The following is a 20565-nucleotide window of genomic DNA, read 5'->3' as shown; positions in this document are numbered from 1 at the left end:
CCCACATTTCAAACGAATCTTCCACTACATCTAACTACTTAACGCTCCGCATGAATACCCTTTTCAAAACCACCACCGCCTTGCTGCTGGCGGGCCTTAGCCTGGCCGCCCCGCTCACCGCCTCGGCCCAGAAGAAAGCCGCAGCTCCCCCCCGCAAACCCACCGCGACTGCCAACGCGGAAGCCGCCATTAAGGAGAGCGACATCAAGCGCGACTTGTATGCCCTGGCCGGCGACCATTTCCGGGGCCGCGAGGGCGGCACGCTCGACGAGCTGAAGGCCTCCGTGTGGCTGGCCGACCAGATTCGGGCCATCGGCCTGCAGCCCGCCGGCGACGACGGCACCTACTTCCAATGGTTCCACTTGCAGCGCACCCGCCTCACCAAAGCCAGCAAGCTCAGCATCGGCACGCATCAGCTCAAGCCCAACCAGGATGCCCTGATTTTTGCGCCCACCAACTACGCCGTCACGGCGCCGCTGGTGTACGTGGGCACCGGCACCACCGCCGAGCTGGCCAAAACCGACATCAAAGGCAAGGCCGTGGCGCTGCTTTTTTCGGGCACCCCTCCCCCAACGCAGATTTTTCGCTACTTCCTGCGGCAGGTGATGACCGAAAAGTCGGCCGAACTGATGAAGGCTGGCGCAACGGCAGTGGTCTTTGTAGCCGATTCGCGGGCGCAGGCCGTGTACGACCACTGGGGCCACACCTACGAGCGGGGCCGCTACGGCCTGCCCGGCGATGCGACCCTGAAAGTAGTGGACACGCCGCCCATCATGCTGCTGCCCGAAAGCGCCAAGGACTGGGTGCAGCAGGCCGGCCAGCAGCTGGTGGTTGATTTGAAAGTGGAAAGCTTCCTCTACCCATCGGTGAACATCGTGGCCCGCGTGCCCGGTACCGATGCCCAGCTCAAGAAGGAAAACGTGCTGTTCAGCACCCACCAGGACCACGACGGCGTGCGCGCCCCCGTGGCCGGCGACTCCATCTGGAACGGCGCCGACGACAACGGCACGGGCTGCGCCGCCCTGTTGGCCATCATGCGCGCCTTCAAGCAGCAGCCCGCCCGCCGCACCGCCCTGTTTGTGTACCACGGCGCCGAGGAGCGCGGCCTGCTGGGCTCGCGCTACTACTCGGCCCACCCCACGGTGCCGCAAGCGTCCATCGTGGCGGTGCTGAATGCCGAAATGATGGGCCGCAACGCCCCCGATAGCGCCGCACTGCTGGGCTCCATCCCGCCGCACCTGAACTCCTCCGACCTCGTGAAAACCGCCCTGGCCGCCAACCAGGCCGGCCCCAAGTTCAAGCTCGACACCGAGTGGGACAAGGCCACCCACCCCGAGGGCTGGTACTTCCGCTCCGACCACCTGCCCTATGCCCGCCTGGGCATTCCGGCCATCATGTACACCACCCTCCTGCACGCGGATTACCACACGCCCAAAGACGAGCCCAACCGCATCAACTACCCCAAGCTGACCCGCATGACGCAGTGGATGTACCTCACCGGCTGGGCAGTAGCCAACCGCTCCGCGCCGCCCGCCCGCGAGCCCGGCTTCAAGCTGGAGCGGTAACGCTACGCTTCATTCGAGATGAAGAAAGTACTGCTTGACCGCCACCTGCTGGCGGTAGTCGTCTTTTGGCTGCTGGCCTTTGCCGTGCGGGCCCAATCGGCCACAAAGGAGGGCTACATTGAGGTGCCGGGTGGCAAGGTGTGGTACCAGATTCTGGGGGCCGACAAGCCGGGAGTGCCCCTGCTGGTGCTGCACGGCGGCCCCGGCTCGGGCAGCGGCGCCTTTGGCAATTTTACGGCCTTGGCCGATGAGCGGCCCGTGATTCTGTACGACCAGCTCGGCTGCGGCAAATCGGATAGGCCCGACAACCCCAGCCTCTGGACTCTGGGCCGCTACGTGGAGGAGCTGGACGCCGTGGTGCGCGCCCTGGCCTATCCCAGGCTGCACCTGCTGGGCCACTCCTGGGGCACCACGCTGGCCACCGAATACGTGCTTACCAAAAAGCCGCCGCAGGTCGTCAGCCTTATCGAGTCGAGCCCCTGGCTGGATACCCGGCGCTGGATTCGGGACGCGCAGCACTACGTGGCCGAATTGCCACCGGCCAGCCGGGCGGCGTTCAAGCTGGAAAACGCCCCGGATTCGGCGAGCCGCCGGAAGTATCAGCAGGCCGTGGATTACTACTACAGCCTGCACGTGTGGCGCAACCGGCCGGCCGTTATTACGTGGCAGCGCGGCGGAGGCAAGCAGGCCTATGAAACCATGTGGGGCGCCAACGAGACCACCTCGACCGGCAACATGAAAAACTACTCCCGCACCGCCAACCTCAAAAACCTGAAACTGCCCGTGCTCTACCTCTGCGGGCGCTACGACGAGGCCACGCCGGTCTCCACGGCTTATTTCCAGCGGCACACGCCCCACGCGCGCCTGGTGGTGTTCGAAAATGCTTCGCACACGGCCTACCGCGAAGTACCCGACCAATACTTCAAAACCGTGCGGGAGTTTTTGCACCAGCACTAGGTTTTCAGCTCAATTTATTATCCCTCAAGCCGGTGCTCAAAGGTTTTCTTCAACTACTACTGCTCGCGGCGCTGGCCGGCTTCGGCCCCGGCATGGCGGCAGCCCAGGCCCAGACCGCCCCAAAATACCTGACCGCCGACCCGGAGAATAACCCCAAGGCCCCGGCCGGTTTAGCAGAACTAACCATTCCGTCGCACGGCAGCCGGCTGGCGGCTTTCTTGTACACGGCAAGAGGCCCGCAGCTTCACCCCACCCTGATTTTGCTACACGGCTTCCCCGGCAACGAGCGCAACCTCGACCTGGCCCAATCGGTGCGGCGCACGGGCTGGAACGTGCTGTATTTTGACTACCGCGGCTCGTGGGGCAGCGAGGGCGAGTTTTCGTTTCACAACTGCGTGGAGGACGTGACCAGCGTGGTGGCTTTTTGTAAAAAGCAGGCCCAAGCGCTGCGCATCGACACCACGCAGCTGGCGCTGTTTGGACACAGCATGGGCGGCTGGGTTGGGCTGAAAGCCTTGCCGCAGCTGCCGGAAATCCGCAAGGCCGTCATCCTCTCGCCCTGGGACATCTACGCCACCGCCGCCGGGATGGCGAAAGACGAGCCGCGCGCTGCGTTCGACAAGTACGCCGATGGCTTGTTTATGCTCCGCAAAGCGTCGGGCAATGCCCTGATGGCGCCCGTGCTGGCCGATGCCAAGGCTTTTCAGCTCAATGCCGATGGCACGGCCCTGAGCAAAAAGCAGCTGGTGTTTCTGGACGAAAACCGCCGCAACGAAGCGTGGATTAAGGCGATTGGCGCGGCCAACAAGGCCAGCTTTCGCTACGAAGTGTGGAACACCGACCATCCGTTCAGCAACAAGCGCATTGCCCTCACCAAAACGGTTATTGCGTTTTTAAACAAGTAATCCACCAAACGGATTACCACGTCCTATGCACCACATCACCGCGGCCGACATCAAAAACTTTGAGCGGATTTACCGACTCAACCTCGTCAACGGGCTGCCGGGCTTCAAGCCGGCCAACCTCATCGGCACGGCCGCGCCCGATGGGGCCACCAACCTGGCCGTGTTCAGCTCGGCCGTGCACCTGGGCTCCGACCCGCCCTTGCTCGGCATCGTGACGCGGCCCACCACCGTGCCCCGCCACACCTACCAAAACCTCAAAAGCAGCGGCTGCTACACCCTCAACCACGTGCCCGTGGCTCTGGCCGCCCAAGCCCACTATACCTCCGCCGACTTCGGGCCGGAAATATCGGAGTTCGAAGCCTGCGGCTTTACGGCTGTGTACCGCGACGATTTTCCGGCCCCTTACGTCGCCGAAAGCCCCTTGAGCATTGGCCTGCGACTGCGTGAGGAGCTGCCCATTTCCAACGGCACCGTGCTACTGGTGGGCACCGTAGAGCACGTGTACCTGCGCGAAGAAGGCCTGCGCACCGACGGCACCCTGGACCTGGCCGCGCTCGGCGAGGCCTGCATCTCGGGCCTCGACGGCTACCACGAAGTGCTGCCGCCCGTGCGCTTCGGCTACGCCCGGCCGGGGCAGCCGCCCGTGGCCCAGTAAATTCTTGAGCTACCCAGACGCAAAAAGTCCGTTTCAGTAATTGAAACGGACTTTTTTATTGCCTCAGGAAATGCTTACCTATGGATACTGCGTTTCAATCTTCCGGCTTCGTTGGTCGGAATAGCGGTGGTCGGCAAACGATTGGTCGGTGTTGAACTGGCTGGAATCTTTCTGCCGGTTCGGCTCGAAATGGTCGGCGTCAGCAAAGGTGCTGGGCCGGCGGTACTGCCAGTCGGGGCCCGAGGGCCCCTGGGGGGCGGGATTGTCGCGGTACCAGGCCCGGTAAGTGGTGTCGGGCTGGCCTTTGTAGAAGCTCCTGGTGCTTTTGAATCGGCGGCCCTTCTTTTTGCCGTTGCCGGCCGAGGCCAGTGCCACGGCACTAAGGGCGAGGCCCGCCACGGCCAGGCCCGCTACCCACGGTTTTACCAAAGGCGGCGGCACCGAACGCACCCCGCTGGCGTCGGCCGTGGCGGGCTGGTGGGCGTAGCGGCCCACTTTGGGGCGGGCCAGCTGGTCGAAGTGTGCCGACAATTCCGTGAGCTGACGGCGCAGCGCCTCGCCGTGCATGGGAATTCCGTGGCCGGTGGCCGCCACTTCGGGCTCCATGCGGGCCAGCAGCTGCACCGATTCGCGGGCGGCGTCCCAGTCGGGCGTGAAGTAGGCCGGCGGGCCGTGCACTTCCTGCTTCTGGGTGAGGGTGCTCAGGCCCGATTCGGCAAACACCGTGGTGAACGCATCGCCGGCCACCAGCACCTTGTCGTGCTCACGGAAGAACGACACGTGGCCAAAGGTGTGGCCCGGCGTGTGCACCCAGCGCCAGCCGGGCAAGCCGGGCACGCTGCCGTCCACGGGCAGGGCCTGCACCCGGGAACCGAAATCATAAGCGTGCTTGGGGTAGGTAAACGACAGGTAGGCCATCATGCCGCCGCCCACGGTGGGGTCGGGGGCGGATAGCTGGAGCGGCCGGTCAGGTAGGGCAGCTCCAGGGGGTGGGCATACACGGGCACGTTGGGCCAGGCCGCGAGCAAGCCATCCAGCGCGCCCACGTGGTCGAAGTGCCCGTGGGTGAGGATGATGGCCGTGGGCGGGGTATCGGGCCCGAACTGCTCTTCGGCGTGCGCCTTGATTTTATCGGCCGAGCCGGGCAGGCCCGCGTCGATAAGCACCCAAGGCCCCTGCGGCTGGGCTTCCGGGAAAGCATAGTACAGGTTCACAAACACGTCGCGCAGCACGCTCAGGCCGGGCACAACGGCAGTGAAAGCGGGCGTTGAGGCCCGCGTTGCTTCGTTGGTTAGCATCGGTGTAGAAGATGTTAGGGTGAAAAGAAATGTGGGGAAGGATGGCAGTACTACGAGTGCGGACCGGCCGGGGGTTGGTCTTTTTTCGCACTGTTGAGGTTAAAGCCGGGGCACGGCGCCGCTTGGCTCAAACGCAAGAAGCCCGCTATCTGACAGATAGCGGGCTTCTTGCACCGTCCGTTAAATTTATTTGGGCTGGGGCATATCGTTCTTGTTGCCCGTGCCATTGGTCGCCTTATCGGGGCTGGCCATGGTGCCGTTGGGGGCCTGGGGCGACGAGGTGCTCTTGCCGGCCGGAGCCGAGTTGAGCTGGTCCTGCACCGTGCCGTTTTTGATGGCGGCCGCCGAGCCCACGCCGCCGGCAGCGGGCGCTTTCTGCTTGTAGTTGATGCTGTCGCGGTTCACGTCGATGTTGTGGTAGGCAGGCGGCGGGTTAACGAAACCGTGCTGGTATTGCGTGTTTTCGCCGGGGCTCCAGTGATAATCGCAGGACGAGAGCGAGGCGGCAAGGGCAGTGCCCAGCAACAAGGCCAGGGCGGAACGGGAAGAAAGCTTCATGAAGTTGTGCTAGGGATTGGTCGTGCAAAGTACGTTGATTTCGCGCGGAAGGCCAACGCAATGTCTCGCGCGGCGCTACTTTCGGGTTCCATCCCCTGCTGAGCCGTCGCTTGGCCCCTTTGCCCATGACCGATTCGGACCCCAAGCCGCCTTCCCGCTTCCGCCGCGCGCTGGGGGCCGTGGGGCGGGCGGCGCTGCTGCCCGTGCGCGGGGCGGGCTACCTGGTGCGCTCCGGCAAGGCCCACCGGCACTTTTTTCTGCCGGTGCTCAATGGCGCGCTGGGCGACCAGCTGGCGGCCCGCTACGACGCGCGCGCCATCAAAATGAGCTTCCGGCAGGCCGAACGCGACGTGGCCGTGCCGGACCTGCGCCTAACCCAACCGCACCAAAAAACGGTGATTTTTCTGCACGGCCTCATGGGCGATGAGCTCATCTGGCAAGCCGGCTTTCAGGATGCGCCCGACACCCGGCGCTACGGCCCCCGCCTGGCCGCGGAAGCCCACATCCGCCCCCTCTACCTCCGTTTCAATTCCGGCCTGCACCTTTCCGAAAACGGCCGCGAACTCAACCGCCTGCTCACCGAGCTGGTCGAAACCTACCCCGATGCCATCGGCGAGCTGGTGCTGGTGGGCCACAGCATGGGCGGCCTCATCATCCGCAGCGCGGGGTATTACGCTGCGCAGGCTTCGCTTAATGAAGAATTTGGGGAGAATCAGAAGTCGGATGAAAGTGAGAAATTGAGCCAGCACGAAGCACTGAGCGAGAATGGGGAATTGAGCCAGCGGGAGTCCTCCCCGAGCGGAAATTCTTCATTCCTCATTCCTCATTCCTCATTAAAAAAAGCGCCGTGGCTCGCGCACCTGCGGTCCATCTTCTTGCTTGGCACGCCCAACGACGGCTCGTGGCTGGAGCAAAATTCGCACCTCACGGCGCAGCTGCTGCAGCGCATCGACTTGTTTCCGACCCGGTTTCTGAGCAAGGCGCTCAACAAGCGCAGCAACGGCATCAAGGACCTGCGCTTCTCCATCTTGGTGGACGAGGACTGGCAGGACGCCCACGCCGACGACCTCACGCCGCCCCGCACGCCGGTGCCGCCGCTGCCGGGCGTGCAGTATCATATTCTGATGGGGGCGTGGCTGCGCTCGACGCGGCCCTCGGCGCTGCGCGAATATTTTGGCGATGGGCTGGTGGGGCAGGACAGTGCCCGCGGCCATGCCACCTTCGGCGATGAGGCGGCGCTGCTGGCCGGCGCCAGCGTGCGCACGACCGTATTCAGCCAGCAGCACCACGGGGGCCTGCTCACCCACCCGGGTGTTTTCCAGTACTTAAAGCAGTGGGTTTAAAGCCGAAAACCAGCCCAAGCAAAAGAGCCATCTCCGGGCAAGGATATGGCTCTTTTGCTTGAACATTATAGTTCGGCGATGGCTCAGGTAGTAGTGCCCGTGGTGGTGCCCGAAGTGGTACCGCTCGTGGTAGTACCGGTAGTAGTGCCCGACGTGGTACCCGACGTGGTACCCGACGTGGTACCGGTAGTGGTAGTACCCGTAGTGGTGGTGCCGGACGTGCTGCCCGAAGTGCTGCCGCTGGTAGTACCCGTGGTTGTGCCGCTGGTGCTACCCGAAGTGGAACCGCTGGTAGACCCCGCGTTTTCGGAAGCAGTACAGGCGCTGAATAAGGTGAGCGCCGAGCACATGATGGCACCGGTCAGCCCAAAAAGCCATTTACGTTTCATAAGGCAATGGTAAAGTGGAAAAGAAGATTCTGCGGCCAGTGGCCTATAAGCTATACGGGCATTAGCAGCGCGATTTACCCGTATTTTCCTTCGGCTATTACTTAATTTTAATTATCAGAAAGCCCTTCTTTTCTATTCTGATTTCCTAGCTACGGCCGGCGCTTGCGCCGGCAACCCGCAGTCGCACAGCACTTCGCGGGTGGGGGCTGACAGCTGGTAGTCGGGCAGCGACACCTCTTTCATGTACACCACCGTAAGGTGTCGCAGGGGCGCATGGGCCGGGTTCTGGTGCCAGATGCGCAGCAGGTAGTTGCAGTAGTAGGGCCGCATCCAGGCATTGCTTACGAAGAGGTAGTTCTCTGAATACTTGCGCCAGCGGTCGTTTTTGAACAGCGCCACCACCGAGGCGGGCTTGGCGTAGCGCACGGGCGCGCCGTGGCGGTTCAAATCGAGCTTGCGGCCATCGGCGGTGGTGCCTTCCAGGATGTACCAGCCGTCGTCTTTGAAGACCGTGGGCGCAAACATGCCCCAGTGCTGGTCGATGCGAAACAGGTAGCCAAACCAGCGCATGGGCTCCGGCATGAGCCCCCCGGTGGGGCGAATCACGGCCACGTCGTCGAGGTTCCACCAGCACACGTACGCCAGCACCACGGCCACGAAGGTTTCGCGCACGGCCCGCAGCAGGCGCTGGCTGCCCGGCGTGGGCGCGGTGGTGCGCTCGAGACGCAGCCGCCAGGGCAGCTGCCAGGCCGGCAGGCGCGGGCGCCAGCCACGGGCCCGCGCTAGGTGCGGGGCCAGCCGCCGCGTGAGCCAGTCCAAGGCCACGGGCGGCAGCAGCCCCAGCAGCGAGGCCATGTTCACGAGGAAGAATATGCCCACAAACAAGGTGAGGCTGATGACCAGGTGAAACCCAAACAGCACTACCACCACCAGTAGCCGCCAGCGGGCCACGCCCACTGGCAAAAACAGCGCAAACGGCAGCAGCAGCTCGGTGTAATAAGTGGCGAAGGTGAGCACGCGCAGCAGCTCGGGGTACGGGTACAGCAGCCGCCCGCCGGGCATGAGCACCTGGTCGAGGCTGAAGGCGTAGTACAGCGCCGTGCCGTCGCGGGTCCATTCGGGGCCGCTTTTGAGCAGCGCCGTGCACCAGTACAGCAGGGCCAGCTGCACGATGTAGGCCACGGTAGCTGCACTGAAATAGTCGAGGCGGGCCGGCGCGGGCTTGCCGCGCGCATCCCAGGACCACACGCGGCCCCAGGGCAGGAAAATGCCCCAGAACAGCAGCATCCGCAGCAGGTCGTCGCCGCCCTGCCCAATGAGCGGGTTGCGGTTTTGCAGCGACACCAGCAGCACCCAGGAGCCCACCGTGGCCAGCCGCGTGTGGTACCCCAGCAGCAGGGCCAGGGCCAGGCCCGCCGCCACGGCAAACAGCACGGCCTCGGCCTGCCACATGCCGCTGGCGGCGTGCAGCGAAAACTGGTAGGGCGTCCAGCCGTGGTCGAGCAGGGCGGCCATGGGCAGCACGCCCAGGTTGGCGTAGTGGGCTTCGAGGTCGGTGCTGCGAATGGCCAAGTCGAGCAGCACCACCGCCGCCGTGGCCATGCGCAACAAGGCCAGCGCCCGCAAATCGAGCACGAACGGCCGCCGCAGCACTCCCCAAAAACCTACTGTCTGGTTGGGCATAAGCATTCCTGAATCCGGGGCCGGGAGCGGCCGCAAAGTGGTAAGGTGAAAAGAAAGCCGGTTAAATTATTTGCCGTAGCTATACGGCTATTGTTGCATGCATACTGGTTGGGAAAACACTTAATTTAGGGCGTCTCCACCCGGCAAGTATGGCTAAATAAATCCAGTCGACACGGCTGCCAGGCAGTAACCACGGCAATAAGCAGACCCATGGGCCTGCAGGAGCCAAACCTACCGGCGCCCTCCCCGTTACCATTCCCGACGCCAACCAACGCCTTTTTACGCCCCGTTCCATGCTCGCTGCAGCCCCCGATACCATCCTGTTCGACGGCGTGTGCAACCTCTGCAACGGCTTTGTGCAGTTCATCATTCGGCACGACCCGGAAGGCCGGTTCCGCTTTGCGGCCCTGCAGAGCGACGCCGGCCAACGCCTGCTGGCGGCCCATGGCCTGGCGCCTGCTGCCCTGGCGGCCGAGCCCGAATCGGTGCTGCTGCTGAGCGGCGGCCGGCTCTACTCCCACTCCACGGCGGTGCTGCACATTGCCCGCCGCCTGGGGGGCATCTGGCAGTTGGCGGCAGTGGGCTGGTTGCTGCCCCGCGCCTGGCGCGATGCGCTCTACCGCTTGGTGGCGCGGCACCGCTACCGCTGGTTTGGCCGTGAGGAGAGCTGCATGTTGCCCACCCCGGCGCTGAAAGCGCGGTTTTTGTAGCGGCGCGGGCGCAAGCTGCGGCGGCATACTGTACGCCAACCATTGCCAAAGCGGGTAGCAGCGCATGAGGACTGCGCCCTTCGATTTCCTTCTGGCGTAGGTCATAAGCACCCGCTTCTAAGCGGCACTCCGGGTGCTACGGCAATGGCATTTAGCGAAGCCAAATGGTGGAGCTTGTCTCAGCCCGGCGCTGAGTTTCACCGAATGCCTCTAGCGCCGAGCTTCTCCAAGCGTTAAAGGCCAAGCTCTGCAGATTGAGCTAAATGACAAAATCTTTTATGGCCAATTTATTGGGTACCTGCAAGATGAAGTAATCGCGCCTGCCCCAAGAACCAATTTGGCCGCGCGAAATGCGAATGCGCTTGAAAAACAGCTTTTTCGGGCCGGCAGTGTTAAGAATGGGCTGGCAAGTGTGATTTCACCTTTCCAATAATAGGTTTCATTTATTAGCTGATACACTTGCACTTGGCTAAAAATATATAGCATTTACATGGATAATCCCTTGGGCTTTTGTGCCTAACTTTCTAATTAATCACGCTAAAAGCGGGAATTCGGGCCCCGCTTTTTAGCAAGTAGAAATTGTACTTCCGTTCGGCTGTGGCCGGGCTTTTTCCTTTTTCCGCAAGCTCGAACCAGTTGGCTTACCCTTTTTATATGAGCAGACATTACCGACTAACCTTACCCCTATTTCTTAGCTTACTCCTCCTCGTTGCAGGGCAAGCCCACGCCCAAAAACCCCTATCGCTGTGGCGGCCCGCCACTCCCGCGGCCCGCGCCGCCACGGCCTCGCCGGAGCCGGCCAGCTGGTTTACCCTCGATGCGGCCCAAATGGCCACCCGCCTGGCCGCCGCCCCGCCCGAAACCCGGCCCACCGAAGCCGTGACCCTGGAGCTGCCCTACCCCGACGGCACCCTCCACCGCTTCGCCCTGACCCAGGTACCGGTAATGGCGCCGGCGCTGGCCGCCCGCTTTCCCCAGATTCAAACCTACGCCGGCCACGCTCAGGACGACCCCACCACCACGGTACGGCTCGAAACCGGCCCCGCCGGCCTGCACGCCCAGGTAATAGGCCCCGCCGGCGTGCACAGCATCCTGGCCGACCCGGCTGCCGCCAATCGCTACGAAAGCCGCCAGGATGCCCCCATAAAATTTGACTGCCAGGCCCTGCCCAACCCAATGGCCCAACCACCCCTGCAGCGAACCACGGCGCCAACTACTACCGCGCCCTACGGTTCGCAGCTGCGCACCATGCGCCTGGCCCTGGCCGCCACCGGCGAATACACCCGACAGTTGGGCGGCGGCACCGTGGCCGGCACCGTGGCGAGCATGGTAACGCTGGTAAGCCAGCTCAACGCCGTGTACGAGCGCGACCTGGCCCTGCGGCTGCAGCTGGTGGCCAACACCGACCTGCTCGTGTACCTCGACCCCGCCACCGACCCCTTCGACAACAGCAGCCCGTCGGCCCTGATGAACGCCAACGAAGCCGTGGTAAACGCGGCCATCGGGGTGTCGAACTACGACCTGGGCCACGTGCTGGGCTACATGAGCGGCGGCTACTCGGGCGTGGCGTACGTGGGGGTGGTGTGCTCGACCACGCTGGCGGCGGGCGGCGCTTCCACGGGCTCGTCGGCCTCGCTGATGGCCACGGTGCTCACCCACGAAATCGGGCACCAACTGGGCTCGGCCCACACCTTTAATGGCGACCAGGGCAACTGCGCGGGCGGCAGCCGCAGCGCCAGCCTGGCCTTCGAGCCGGGTGCTGGCAACACCATTATGTCGTACGACGGCCGCTGCAACCCCGATAACGTGGGCAGCGCCGTCCCCTACTTCCACGCCGGCAGCATCAGCGCCATTATGAGCAAGTTGAGCTGCGGCACGCTCACGGCCAACGGCAACCACCCGCCCACCCTGACGGTGCCGCCCAGCGGCTACGCCATCCCCATGGGCACACCCTTCAGCCTAGCCGGCTCCGGCACCGATGCCGACGGCGACGCCCTCACCTACTCCTGGGAAGAGCTGGACCTGGGCAACGCCAGCGGCCTGGCCGGCGCGGCCACCGATGCCACGGCCCCGCCCTTGTTCCGCAGCTTTGCGCCCCAGGCCAGCCCGGTGCGCACTTTCCCTTCCCTATCAACCATTCTGAATAATACCGCTTCAACAGGTGAAATCCTGCCCCTGGTGGCCCGCCCGCTCAATTTCCGCCTCACAGCCCGCGACAACCGCAGCGGCGGCAGCGGCGTGGCCACCGCCGACGTGAGCCTGACCGTAGCGGCCGCGGGGCCCTTCCGCGTGACGGCACCCAGCGCGGCCATTTCGGCGGCCGGCAGCAGCACCTACACCGTGCGCTGGGACGTGCTGGGCACCGACCTGGCCCCGGTGAATTGCGCCAATGTGCAAATCCTGTTTTCGAGCGACGGCGGCCAAACCTTCCCCACAGTGCTCCTGAGCAGCACCCCCAACAACGGCACGGCCCAAGTAACCTTCCCCAAGACGGCCACCACCCAGGGCCGCATCAAAATCCAGGCCCTGAACAACGTATTTTTCGCCATCAACAGCGGCAACATCACCCTTTCCGGCTCGCTGCCCGTGGAGCTGACGGCCTTCAGCGCCGAAGCGCGCGCCACCTCCGCGCACCTGGCCTGGACCACGGCTTCGGAAAAGAACAACTCCGGCTTTGCCGTGGAGGCTTCGGCCGATGGCACCGTTTTCCGGCGCCTGGGCTGGGTAGCAGGCCGCGGCAACAGCTCAAGCCCCAGCCAGTACCAGTTCGAGGACGGAACCCTGGCCCAATACGGTAGCCCCACCGTGTACTACCGCCTCCGCCAAATCGACGTGGACGGCACCGAAACCTTCTCGCCGGTGCGCTCGGTGGCCGTACCCGCAGGCTTGGCCGCACAGTTTCAGGTGTGGCCCAACCCGGCCCGGGCGGCCGTGTCCGTAGCCGGCTTGGCGCCTGGCCAGGTCGTCCAGCTGCTTGACCTCACGGGTCGCTTGCTGCTCCAAAAGACCCAGCCCACCAGCGGCTCCCTGCAATTGGAGCTACCCAGCAGCCTCGCGCAAGGCATCTACGTGGTGCGGGCCAATGGCCAGTCGCGGCGCCTGGTGGTTGAGTAAGTGGATTTCCAGTCAGGGCGAAGCCGAATGCCGCGCACATCGACAATAGAGCCTACAGTCATGCTGTGTGGCTCAGCCTGTGGAACCTCACCCCCATCTCCCGCGGAGAAGGGAACCACGGCACAAGGTTTGGCTCAATTTCCAACAACAGAAAGCCCCGGCTCAATTGAGCCGGGGCTTTCTGTTGAATTAACGTTCGGCTCCCCTCTCCGCGGGAGAAGGGGGTGAGGTTCCGATGTGCCCGACATTCTGCTTCGTAAATGCGCAGGCCCAAGTCGCGCAGAAAGGGGAAGCCGATGGTATTGTACTCGTACTTGTCGTCGTTGAGCACGCCGTCGGCGTTCACATAAATCACGGCGCTGAGCAGAAATTCCACCCCTTTGTCGGCGTCCACCATATAGGCATTGTCGATGAGGAAGCCGTAGGCCTGCCCAATTTTATTGAACACGCGCACGCCCGGCGGCAACGGAGCAATGCCGCCTCCGCCCAGCAAAAACTTGGCGTAGGTATCCGGGTAATGGGCCACGTCATAGCGTGGGTGCTGGCTTTCGCGGGGCAGCTGCGACATGGCCTGGCGCAGCAGCGCGTAGTCGTCGGGGGCGAGGCGGAGGCGCTGCGCGGGCGGCACCGCTTCCGGAAACAGCACCGCCCGGAGCAGGCGCTGCAGGTCGGGCAGGGAAAACGCATTCTTCTGGCGGAAGTCCAGCGGGCCCGGCACTAGCTGGTCGCCTTTCATATAGGCCAGCCCAATTTGTTCGCCGTGCAGCCTGGCCCGGGGCCACGGACCGGCGTAGAACGCGGCCGGCTGCTGGTAAAGCAGCTGCGTGGCCGCGGTGTCGGCGTAGAAAGCCACGGGGTTGGTGTGGCGGCTGGCGGGCTCCTGGTCGCCCACCGAGAGGCGGTGCAGCAGCCGGCTGTGGTGCAGGTCCAGCCGGGCCAGGCCCGCATTCAGCTCAGCAGGGCCCACAAATTCATAGAGCCGATTGAAGGCATCATTATCGCTCACCAACAAAGCCTTGCGCACGTAATTGGCCACGCTGGGCCGGCCGGTAGCCGAGGAAGTATCGCGCCGCACCCGCGTCTGGCCCGGGTAGGCCGAGTCAGTGAGCATCACCGATTCGGCCGTGAGGCCGGATACCTGGGCAGCCAGCGCGCGCATCTTTTCCAGGGCCAGCGCAGCGGCGGCCAGCTTGATGGCGCTGGCCGGGTAGAAATACTCGCGGGGCCGCAGCCGGTAGCTAAAGCTGCGGAAATGCGGCCGGCCCGCCGCATCGCGCCGAATGCGGGTGTACAGCAGCTGAAGCCGGTAGGCCTCGGGGTGGGCCAGCACGCGGGCCAGCCCCGCGGTGTCGTGGCGCAGCACTCGGCGCAGGGGGCTGCTCAGAAATTGGGTTGCGCCCAGCCGGGGCCAGGCCAGCAGGAGCAGCAACAGTAGCGCCGTGGCTCTCACGGCTGCATCCACGTTTGGGTCATGCTTCAAAGATAAGCCGGACGGCATGGGGTCTGGAAACGTCATATTTAGAATATCCCATTTATATTGAGCAAATTGATGTTCCTTATTGGGCCGCTGCTGCACGGCGGCCTGTTCACCTTCTGCTTTCGGTTTCATGAAAACACTTCTACACGCTATCCTGGCCTTCGCGGCTGGCCTTTGCCAGCTCGTGGCTGCCCCGGCCCAGGCCCAAATCTTCCCCAACAGTAGCCTCGATACCTGGGCCAGCCGCAACGGCGTGGAAGCCCCCACCAACTGGCAAACCACCGACGACGTAGTTGCCGCGGTCTTAGGCACGCGCATCCCCACCAATACCGTGACCAAAACAACCACTGTGCAAGGGGGCCCTTTTGCCGCCCAGCTCCAGACCCAAAGTGTTCTGGGCCAAGCCATCCAGGGCTCCATCATTTTGGGCAACTCTATTCATGGCGGCGCTGATTTAGCAGGTGGGCTGCCTTTCACGGCCCGCCCCACCAGCATTCAATTTTACTACCAACTCAGCGGCGCCCGCGCCCTGACTGATTCGGCCGCGATGGGGGTGCAGCTCACTCGCCGGGTAAATGGCGTGGCCCAGGTGGTGGCGCAAGCCGAGTACTTATTCACCGCGACGGCAGCCACTTACACCTTGGTTACTTTGCCCTTGCAGTACCAGTCGACCCTCGTGCCCGATTCGGTCTCGATGGTATTTCTCTCCGGCACGGCCAAAACAATAACTGCTGGCACCATCCTGCGCATCGATGACATAGCCTTCGCCGGCGGGGCCACGGCCACCCGCGACGCGGCCCTGGCCGCCGCCCTCAGCGTCTCGCCCAACCCCAGCCCCGACGGGCACTACACGCTCCACGCCACCGAGCAAGCGCTGCTGGCCGGCCCCCTCACCGTGCTCGACGCCACCGGCCGCGTGGTACGCCACGAAGCCGCCGCGAGCCCAGCCGCCACCACCCGCCCTCTTGACTTAAACGACCTGGCCCGCGGCCTATACACGCTGCAGCTGTACACGAGCAAAGGGTTAATTACCAAGAAGCTGGTGGTGCAATAGCTACCGCATTGGGCTGAAATTGCCGTTCCTTTACCTTATAGTGTAGCCAAGGAAGTGTTAGCTCAAGCCCATTGCTTGGGCCAGGATGCAACGAATCCGCCACGGCACCGGTCAGGCCCGTGAATCACTCTTTCTACTTTCGTTGCCATGCGCCTTCGCTTCGCTCTTCTGCTTACCCTCATGCTGGGAATTACCGCTGGCTGCAGCCACGACTCCGACCCGGCGCCGGTCGCGTGGAAGCTCCTGCCCTACGGAGCGCCGCAGCTCTCGGGCTTTTCGGCGGTGCGCTTTGCTTCGGCGCAGGTGGGCTGGATAATCGGCGGGTACGTGCCGGACCAGCTCAATAGCAGCACCCTGCTCACCACGCGGGACGGAGGCGCCACCTGGGCACGCGTCAACATGCTGCCCTTCACCTTCAGCGGGTTCCGGGCCTTGTCTCCCGTGAGCGAGCAAGTGGTTTTTGCCGTGGGCGTAGACCCGGCGGCCGTGTCCCCCACCCTGCCCGGACCGGTGGGCCCCGCCAACGGCCGCGCCGTGTACAAGAGCACCGACGGCGGCACCACCTGGCAAAAACTGCCCGGCACCGGCTTTGCCGACAGCTTTCAGCTTCATTTCTTCGACGAGCAAAACGGGCTTTCCTTTAAAAACCAAACCATCCAGCGCACCACCGACGGCGGTACTTCCTGGCAAACAGTATTTGTCCCGGCCTCCGGCAACTGGGACCGGGTGCAGTTTCCCACTCCCGCCGTGGGCTACGCGGCCGGGGGCGGCATCTCCGGCGGCTTTGTGGTGGGCCTCTTGCTCAGCACGGGCAGCCTGGCCAAAACCACCGACCGGGGCGCCACCTGGCAGGCGCTGCCCTGGACCCACCAATACATCAGCTCGCTGTCGTTTGTGAGCGCCACAGTAGGCTTTGCGGCCACTTATCCCGACCACCACCTCTACAAAACCCAGGACGGCGGCACGACCTGGGCCTTGGTAAACAGCCAGCTGCCGGCTTCCGGCAATGGGCAATTCCTGAATGAGCAGGAAGGCTACTTTGCCGACGGCCAGTCCATTCAGCGCACCACCGACGGCGGCCTAACCTGGCATGAGGAATTCCACACCACGCCCAACTCCCAGTATCCTGCTACCATCAACAGCCTGCACTTCCCTACCGCCGCAGCCGGCTTTGCCGTTACCGCCGATGGGCAGATAATCAGAGGCACGCGCTAACTTTATTGTCAAGTAAAAGCCCCGTTGCTACAGCTTGAGCTGCGGCAATGGGGCTTTTACATCACCAGGCAATATTGGCGCCACGCGGCCCACAGCTAGGAAAGCAAGGCTCAGGAAGACGGTTTTGATAAGTCGAAACCGTAGCGCAACCCGGCTCCGAGGCCGAACTGCTTAGGGCCACCCGATGAGTATTTCTCTACACCCCGAAAGCCGGTGGCCTCAACTAGAAAATCGAGCCGCGGGACAATCCGGAATCCGGCGCTCAATCCGCCGGTGATGTACAGGTGCCGGGTAGGCAAGTCATAATTCACGTGGTTTTGCACTTGCCCTCCCACGGTGACGGTTTCATCGGCCCGGTACCGGTGAAATAGCAACGTGGAACCGAGCAACGCATCGAGGTATACCCGGTGGGTGGGCTTCCAGGCCAGCCGGAAGCGGAGCAAGACGGGCACAGCGGTATCCAGCATCTCCCGTTTGCCAGCGTAGGCAACCTGCTGATTTGCCTGGTTCGTATAGGTGTAGTTGCCCTCGGACTCCACAAGCGTGGAGTGCAAAAAACCCGCCTGCACAGCCAGGTGTGGGGTAAGCTGGTAGCCGGCAAATAGATAAAGCGGCTTTACAATGGCCTCCTGCACGGAGTAGCCAGTATTTACCACCCGGTAAAGTTGGGCGGCCGCCTGAGCCCCAGCATAGTACCGGTATTGATGCTGCCACTTGGTTTTTTGCGTGCTGGGCTGGGCCGGCAAAGCCGCTGCCGATTGGGCTGGAACGGGAGCATCTTGTGCCCGGCACATTGAGTTCAAATTGCCGGTCAGCAATAGCGCCCCAAGTAGAACCCGCGTTTTAAAATTCATTTTGCCTATATAAGAGAAGCGCTGGATTATCTAGCCCTTCTCTTATCGCCAGCTATATCCTTTTATTGCATCACAACCAATAAATTACAGCCAGTGCGGGCGCGCACCAGTAGGGCAGCAGGAATTGCAAACGCCCCGCCGGATTCAAATGGAACACATTTAAACCCGGCGGGGCGCTATAGCAGGTTCAGCGCTTTAAACCAGCGGCGCTTTGGGCGCTACTGGTGGCACTACTACCGGGGCGGCAGCAGGAGGCACCGCGTTCACCCGCACCTCGCCGAAGCTGACGGGCACAACCACGCTCGGCAGGACGAGGCCCGTTTCCAGCGTGGCTTCGGTGGCTTCTGCGGCTTTGCCATTCACGGAGAATACCGTGAGGGCGAGCGGCAGGCCGTGCAGCACCACGCGGTATGTGGCGTAGCTGGGCTGGTAATTGCCTTCAATTTCCTGGGTGAGCACCAGCTCCGTTTCGGAACCCGCGACGGTGAAGCGGCGCAGAGTCTTGTGGCCGTCCTCGTAGGCGTAGCCTTCGCCGCCGTCGTCGTAGTGCACGCTGTCGGCGGTGCCGTTTTTGTAGTAGACGTGCAGCGTGAGCTCCTCAACGGCGCGCTCGCCCACGTACTGCAGCACGGGCTGCATGGGCAGCACGGCGCCGGCGCGCACGTAGAGCGGAATGCGGGTGAGGTCGGCATTGGCCCAGACCTCGCTGCCGCCGGCGGTAGGGGCGTCGGTCCAGTAGTAGAACCAGTCGCCGCGGGGCAGGTACATCCAGCGGCCGTCGGCGCCGGGCTGGGTGATGGGGCAAATGAGCAAGTTGTCGCCGAGGCCAAATTCGGCCATGCGTAGGTAGGTTTCGGTGTCGTTCTGGTCGAGGAAGGTGAGCGGGCGCAGCATGGGCGTGCCGTGCGTGGCGTACTGCCAGAACGTGGTATACATGTAGGGCAGCAGGCGGTAGCGCAGCTCAATAAAGTGCCGGGCCAGGCTCGTGAACGGCTCGCCGAAGCTCCAGGGCTCCTGGTCGCCGTGGTCGCCGGAGCTATGCGTGCGGAAGAACGGGTGGAAGGCGCCCAAGGCAATCCAGCGGGCGTAGAGCTCGCCGGTGGGCGTGTCCACAAAGCCGCCGATGTCGGAGCCGATGAAGCTGAAGCCCGAGATGCTCAGGCGCTGGCACTGGATGTTGGCCAGCCAGAGGTGTTCCCAGGAGGCGATGTTGTCGCCGGTCCAGCCCGAAGAGTAGCGCTGCCCGCCCGAGTAGGTGCTACGCGTGATGGTAAACGGCCGGTTGGGGTAGCTGAACTGCTTCATGCCCTGGGCCGTAGCGCGGGCCATCTGCATGCCGTAGATGTTGTGCGCTTTCTGGTGCGAGGCGTGGTGGCCGTCGTAATTGAAGCGCACGTCGGGCGGAAAGGTGCCTTTTTCGAACACCGCGGGCTCGTTCATGTCGTTCCACACGCCCTTCACGCCGATGTCCTGCACCAGTTCCTTGAACAGGCCGGCCCACCACTCGCGCACGTCGGGATTGGTGAAGTCGGGGAAGTTGCAGAGGCCGGGCCACACCGAGCCCTTCATGAGCGGGCCGTCGGCGCGGCGGCAGAAGTAGTCGTTGGCGATGCCTTCCTGGTACACGGGGTACTCGGGGTCAATCTTGATACCCGGGTCGATGATGACCACCAGCTTAAAGCCGTCCTCGGCCAACTCCTCCACCATGCGCTTGGGCTCCGGGAAGTGCTCCTTGCTCCAGGTAAAGCAGCGGTAGCCCTCCATGTAGTCGATGTCAAGGTAGATGGCATCGCAGGGAATCTGGCGCTCGCGCAGGCCCGTGGTGATTTCCTTCACGTTGGCCTCCGGGAAGTAGCTCCACTTGCACTGGTGGTAGCCCAGCGTCCAAAGCGGGGGCAGCTCGGGCGGGCAGGTGAGCAGGGTGTACTCCTCGGTCACTTCCATGAGCGTGGGGCCGTAGATGAAGTAGTAGTTCATCTCGCCGCCCTGGGCCCAAAAGCTGGTCACGTCGGCGCGCTCGGCGGCAAAGTCGAAGCTGGCCTTGAAGGTGTTGTCGAAGAAAATGCCGTGGGCAATTTTCTGGTGTAGCACGTGGTAGAACGGGATGTTCTTGTAGAGCGGGTCGCTGCCTTTGGTGTAGCCGTAGGTGTCGGAGCCCCAGTTGGTGAAGCGCTTGCCGCGCAGGTTCATGTTGTCGGGCTTGTCGCCGAGGCCGTAGTAGTGCACGCCGGCGGGCACGTGCTTGCTCATCTTCACGATGTCGTTGCCGGTGTCGTAGTCGTACTCCCAGTGAAAACCCTTCTCGTCGTCGCTCAGGATGGAGCCGGAGCGGTCGAGCACGCGGGTTTTGAGGTTCTCCTTCTGCACGATGCAGATGAGACGCTCGGTGGTGATGCGGTAGTGGTCGGCCTTTTCCTTGAACTCCAAGAATTCGGGCGCCGGGCGCTGGCGGCCGTCGGTGGGCACGGCGTAGGAAAAGTCAGGCACCATCGGCCCGTCGGTGAGGTAGCGGAACCGTAGAATTTTGTCGCTGAGCACGTACAGCACCAGGCGCACCCCGTTTTGGCAGTTGAAAAGGAAGCGGTTGTCGCCGAGCGCTTCGGCCCGGATTACTTCGCCGGGATAATGTTCCTGGTGGCTTTGGGCCGCCAGGTCGTTCACCATGTAATTGTTTTCCTGTATCGTGGTATCCATAAATTTATTCTAAGCAAAAGGCAAGTTCAGTCGCAAAACCGGGCAAAAAAAGACCGGCGAGGCCGGTTCTGCGAGTGATGAGTACGCAAGTTAC

Annotated in this window: 16 protein-coding genes and 1 pseudogene; 10 read left to right on the top strand and 7 right to left on the bottom strand. The window is 63.3% G+C overall.

What is annotated here, in order from left to right; genetic code table 11:
* Positions 1–50: 50 nt before the first annotated feature.
* From AUC43_RS11115 to AUC43_RS11100, 4 genes are read left to right on the top strand one after another with little or no spacing between them, the layout of a single operon-like run.
* Positions 51–1565, top strand: a complete 1515-nt coding sequence (locus tag AUC43_RS11115) for a M28 family metallopeptidase (RefSeq protein WP_068193188.1) — start codon at positions 51–53, stop codon at positions 1563–1565.
* A gap of 18 nt (positions 1566–1583) precedes the next feature.
* Entirely contained in the window at positions 1584–2522 is a 939-nt protein-coding gene (locus AUC43_RS11110; RefSeq protein WP_068193185.1) for a proline iminopeptidase-family hydrolase, read from the top strand.
* Between the two features lie 32 nt (positions 2523–2554).
* The gene (locus AUC43_RS11105) at positions 2555–3427 is read left to right on the top strand and encodes an alpha/beta hydrolase family protein (protein ID WP_068193181.1); all 873 of its coding nucleotides are present in this window, start codon (positions 2555–2557) and stop codon (positions 3425–3427) included.
* Between the two features lie 25 nt (positions 3428–3452).
* Positions 3453–4082: a flavin reductase family protein gene (locus AUC43_RS11100; protein ID WP_068193179.1), complete on the top strand. Its 630-nt coding sequence runs from the start codon at positions 3453–3455 to the stop codon at positions 4080–4082.
* A gap of 78 nt (positions 4083–4160) precedes the next feature.
* Here the strand turns inward: AUC43_RS11100 and AUC43_RS20090 are convergent.
* From AUC43_RS20090 to AUC43_RS11090, 3 genes and pseudogenes are all read right to left on the bottom strand, one after another.
* Positions 4161–5108: pseudogene (locus AUC43_RS20090) on the bottom strand (MBL fold metallo-hydrolase); the annotation flags it as partial.
* Positions 5000–5380 carry an MBL fold metallo-hydrolase gene (locus AUC43_RS21280; RefSeq protein ID WP_071885888.1) on the bottom strand — a complete coding sequence of 127 codons (381 nt, stop codon included), beginning with the start codon at positions 5378–5380 and terminating at the stop codon, positions 5000–5002. The gene AUC43_RS21280 and the pseudogene AUC43_RS20090, both read right to left, overlap by 109 nt.
* Positions 5381–5566: 186 nt before the next feature.
* Complete coding sequence (locus AUC43_RS11090; protein ID WP_068193176.1) at positions 5567–5938, bottom strand: hypothetical protein; 372 nt, start codon at positions 5936–5938, stop codon at positions 5567–5569.
* Between the two features lie 125 nt (positions 5939–6063).
* On the opposite strand from AUC43_RS11090, the gene AUC43_RS11085 reads away from it, so the two are divergent.
* A complete protein-coding gene (locus AUC43_RS11085) occupies positions 6064–7281 on the top strand; it encodes an esterase/lipase family protein (protein WP_068193170.1) in 1218 nt (405 codons plus the stop codon).
* Positions 7282–7359: 78 nt separating this feature from the next.
* Entirely contained in the window at positions 7360–7683 is a 324-nt protein-coding gene (locus tag AUC43_RS20960) for a hypothetical protein (RefSeq protein ID WP_068193167.1), read from the top strand.
* A gap of 119 nt (positions 7684–7802) precedes the next feature.
* Here AUC43_RS20960 and AUC43_RS11075 read toward each other — a convergent pair whose 3' ends face one another.
* Positions 7803–9353 (bottom strand): HTTM domain-containing protein, encoded by a 1551-nt coding sequence (locus AUC43_RS11075; protein ID WP_157781041.1) that lies wholly within the window; start codon positions 9351–9353, stop codon positions 7803–7805.
* Positions 9354–9646: 293 nt separating this feature from the next.
* On the opposite strand from AUC43_RS11075, the gene AUC43_RS11070 reads away from it, so the two are divergent.
* Positions 9647–10063, top strand: a complete 417-nt coding sequence (locus AUC43_RS11070; RefSeq protein WP_068193164.1) for a thiol-disulfide oxidoreductase DCC family protein — start codon at positions 9647–9649, stop codon at positions 10061–10063.
* 654 nt (positions 10064–10717) lie between these two features.
* On the top strand, positions 10718–13177 hold the full coding sequence (locus AUC43_RS11065) for a reprolysin-like metallopeptidase (protein ID WP_157781040.1): 2460 nt from the start codon (positions 10718–10720) through the stop codon (positions 13175–13177).
* 58 nt (positions 13178–13235) lie between these two features.
* Here the strand turns inward: AUC43_RS11065 and AUC43_RS11060 are convergent, their stop codons facing one another.
* Positions 13236–14657, bottom strand: a complete 1422-nt coding sequence (locus tag AUC43_RS11060) for a serine hydrolase (protein WP_233253986.1) — start codon at positions 14655–14657, stop codon at positions 13236–13238.
* 127 nt (positions 14658–14784) lie between these two features.
* Here AUC43_RS11060 and AUC43_RS11055 point away from each other — a divergent pair, with 127 nt between their 5' ends.
* The gene (locus tag AUC43_RS11055) at positions 14785–15708 is read left to right on the top strand and encodes a T9SS type A sorting domain-containing protein (protein ID WP_068193155.1); all 924 of its coding nucleotides are present in this window, start codon (positions 14785–14787) and stop codon (positions 15706–15708) included.
* Positions 15709–15855: 147 nt separating this feature from the next.
* A complete protein-coding gene (locus tag AUC43_RS11050) occupies positions 15856–16923 on the top strand; it encodes a WD40/YVTN/BNR-like repeat-containing protein (RefSeq protein WP_157781039.1) in 1068 nt (355 codons plus the stop codon).
* Between the two features lie 110 nt (positions 16924–17033).
* Here the strand turns inward: AUC43_RS11050 and AUC43_RS11045 are convergent, their stop codons facing one another.
* Positions 17034–17717, bottom strand: a complete 684-nt coding sequence (locus AUC43_RS11045) for a hypothetical protein (RefSeq protein ID WP_157781038.1) — start codon at positions 17715–17717, stop codon at positions 17034–17036.
* A gap of 255 nt (positions 17718–17972) precedes the next feature.
* Entirely contained in the window at positions 17973–20471 is a 2499-nt protein-coding gene (locus AUC43_RS11040; RefSeq protein WP_071885886.1) for a glycoside hydrolase family 31 protein, read from the bottom strand.
* Positions 20472–20565 lie beyond the last annotated feature (94 nt).

This window comes from Hymenobacter sedentarius (assembly GCF_001507645.1).
In the GTDB taxonomy this organism is placed as follows: Bacteria; Bacteroidota; Bacteroidia; order Cytophagales; family Hymenobacteraceae; genus Hymenobacter; species Hymenobacter sedentarius.
This window is presented reverse-complemented; position numbering and strand designations above follow the sequence as displayed.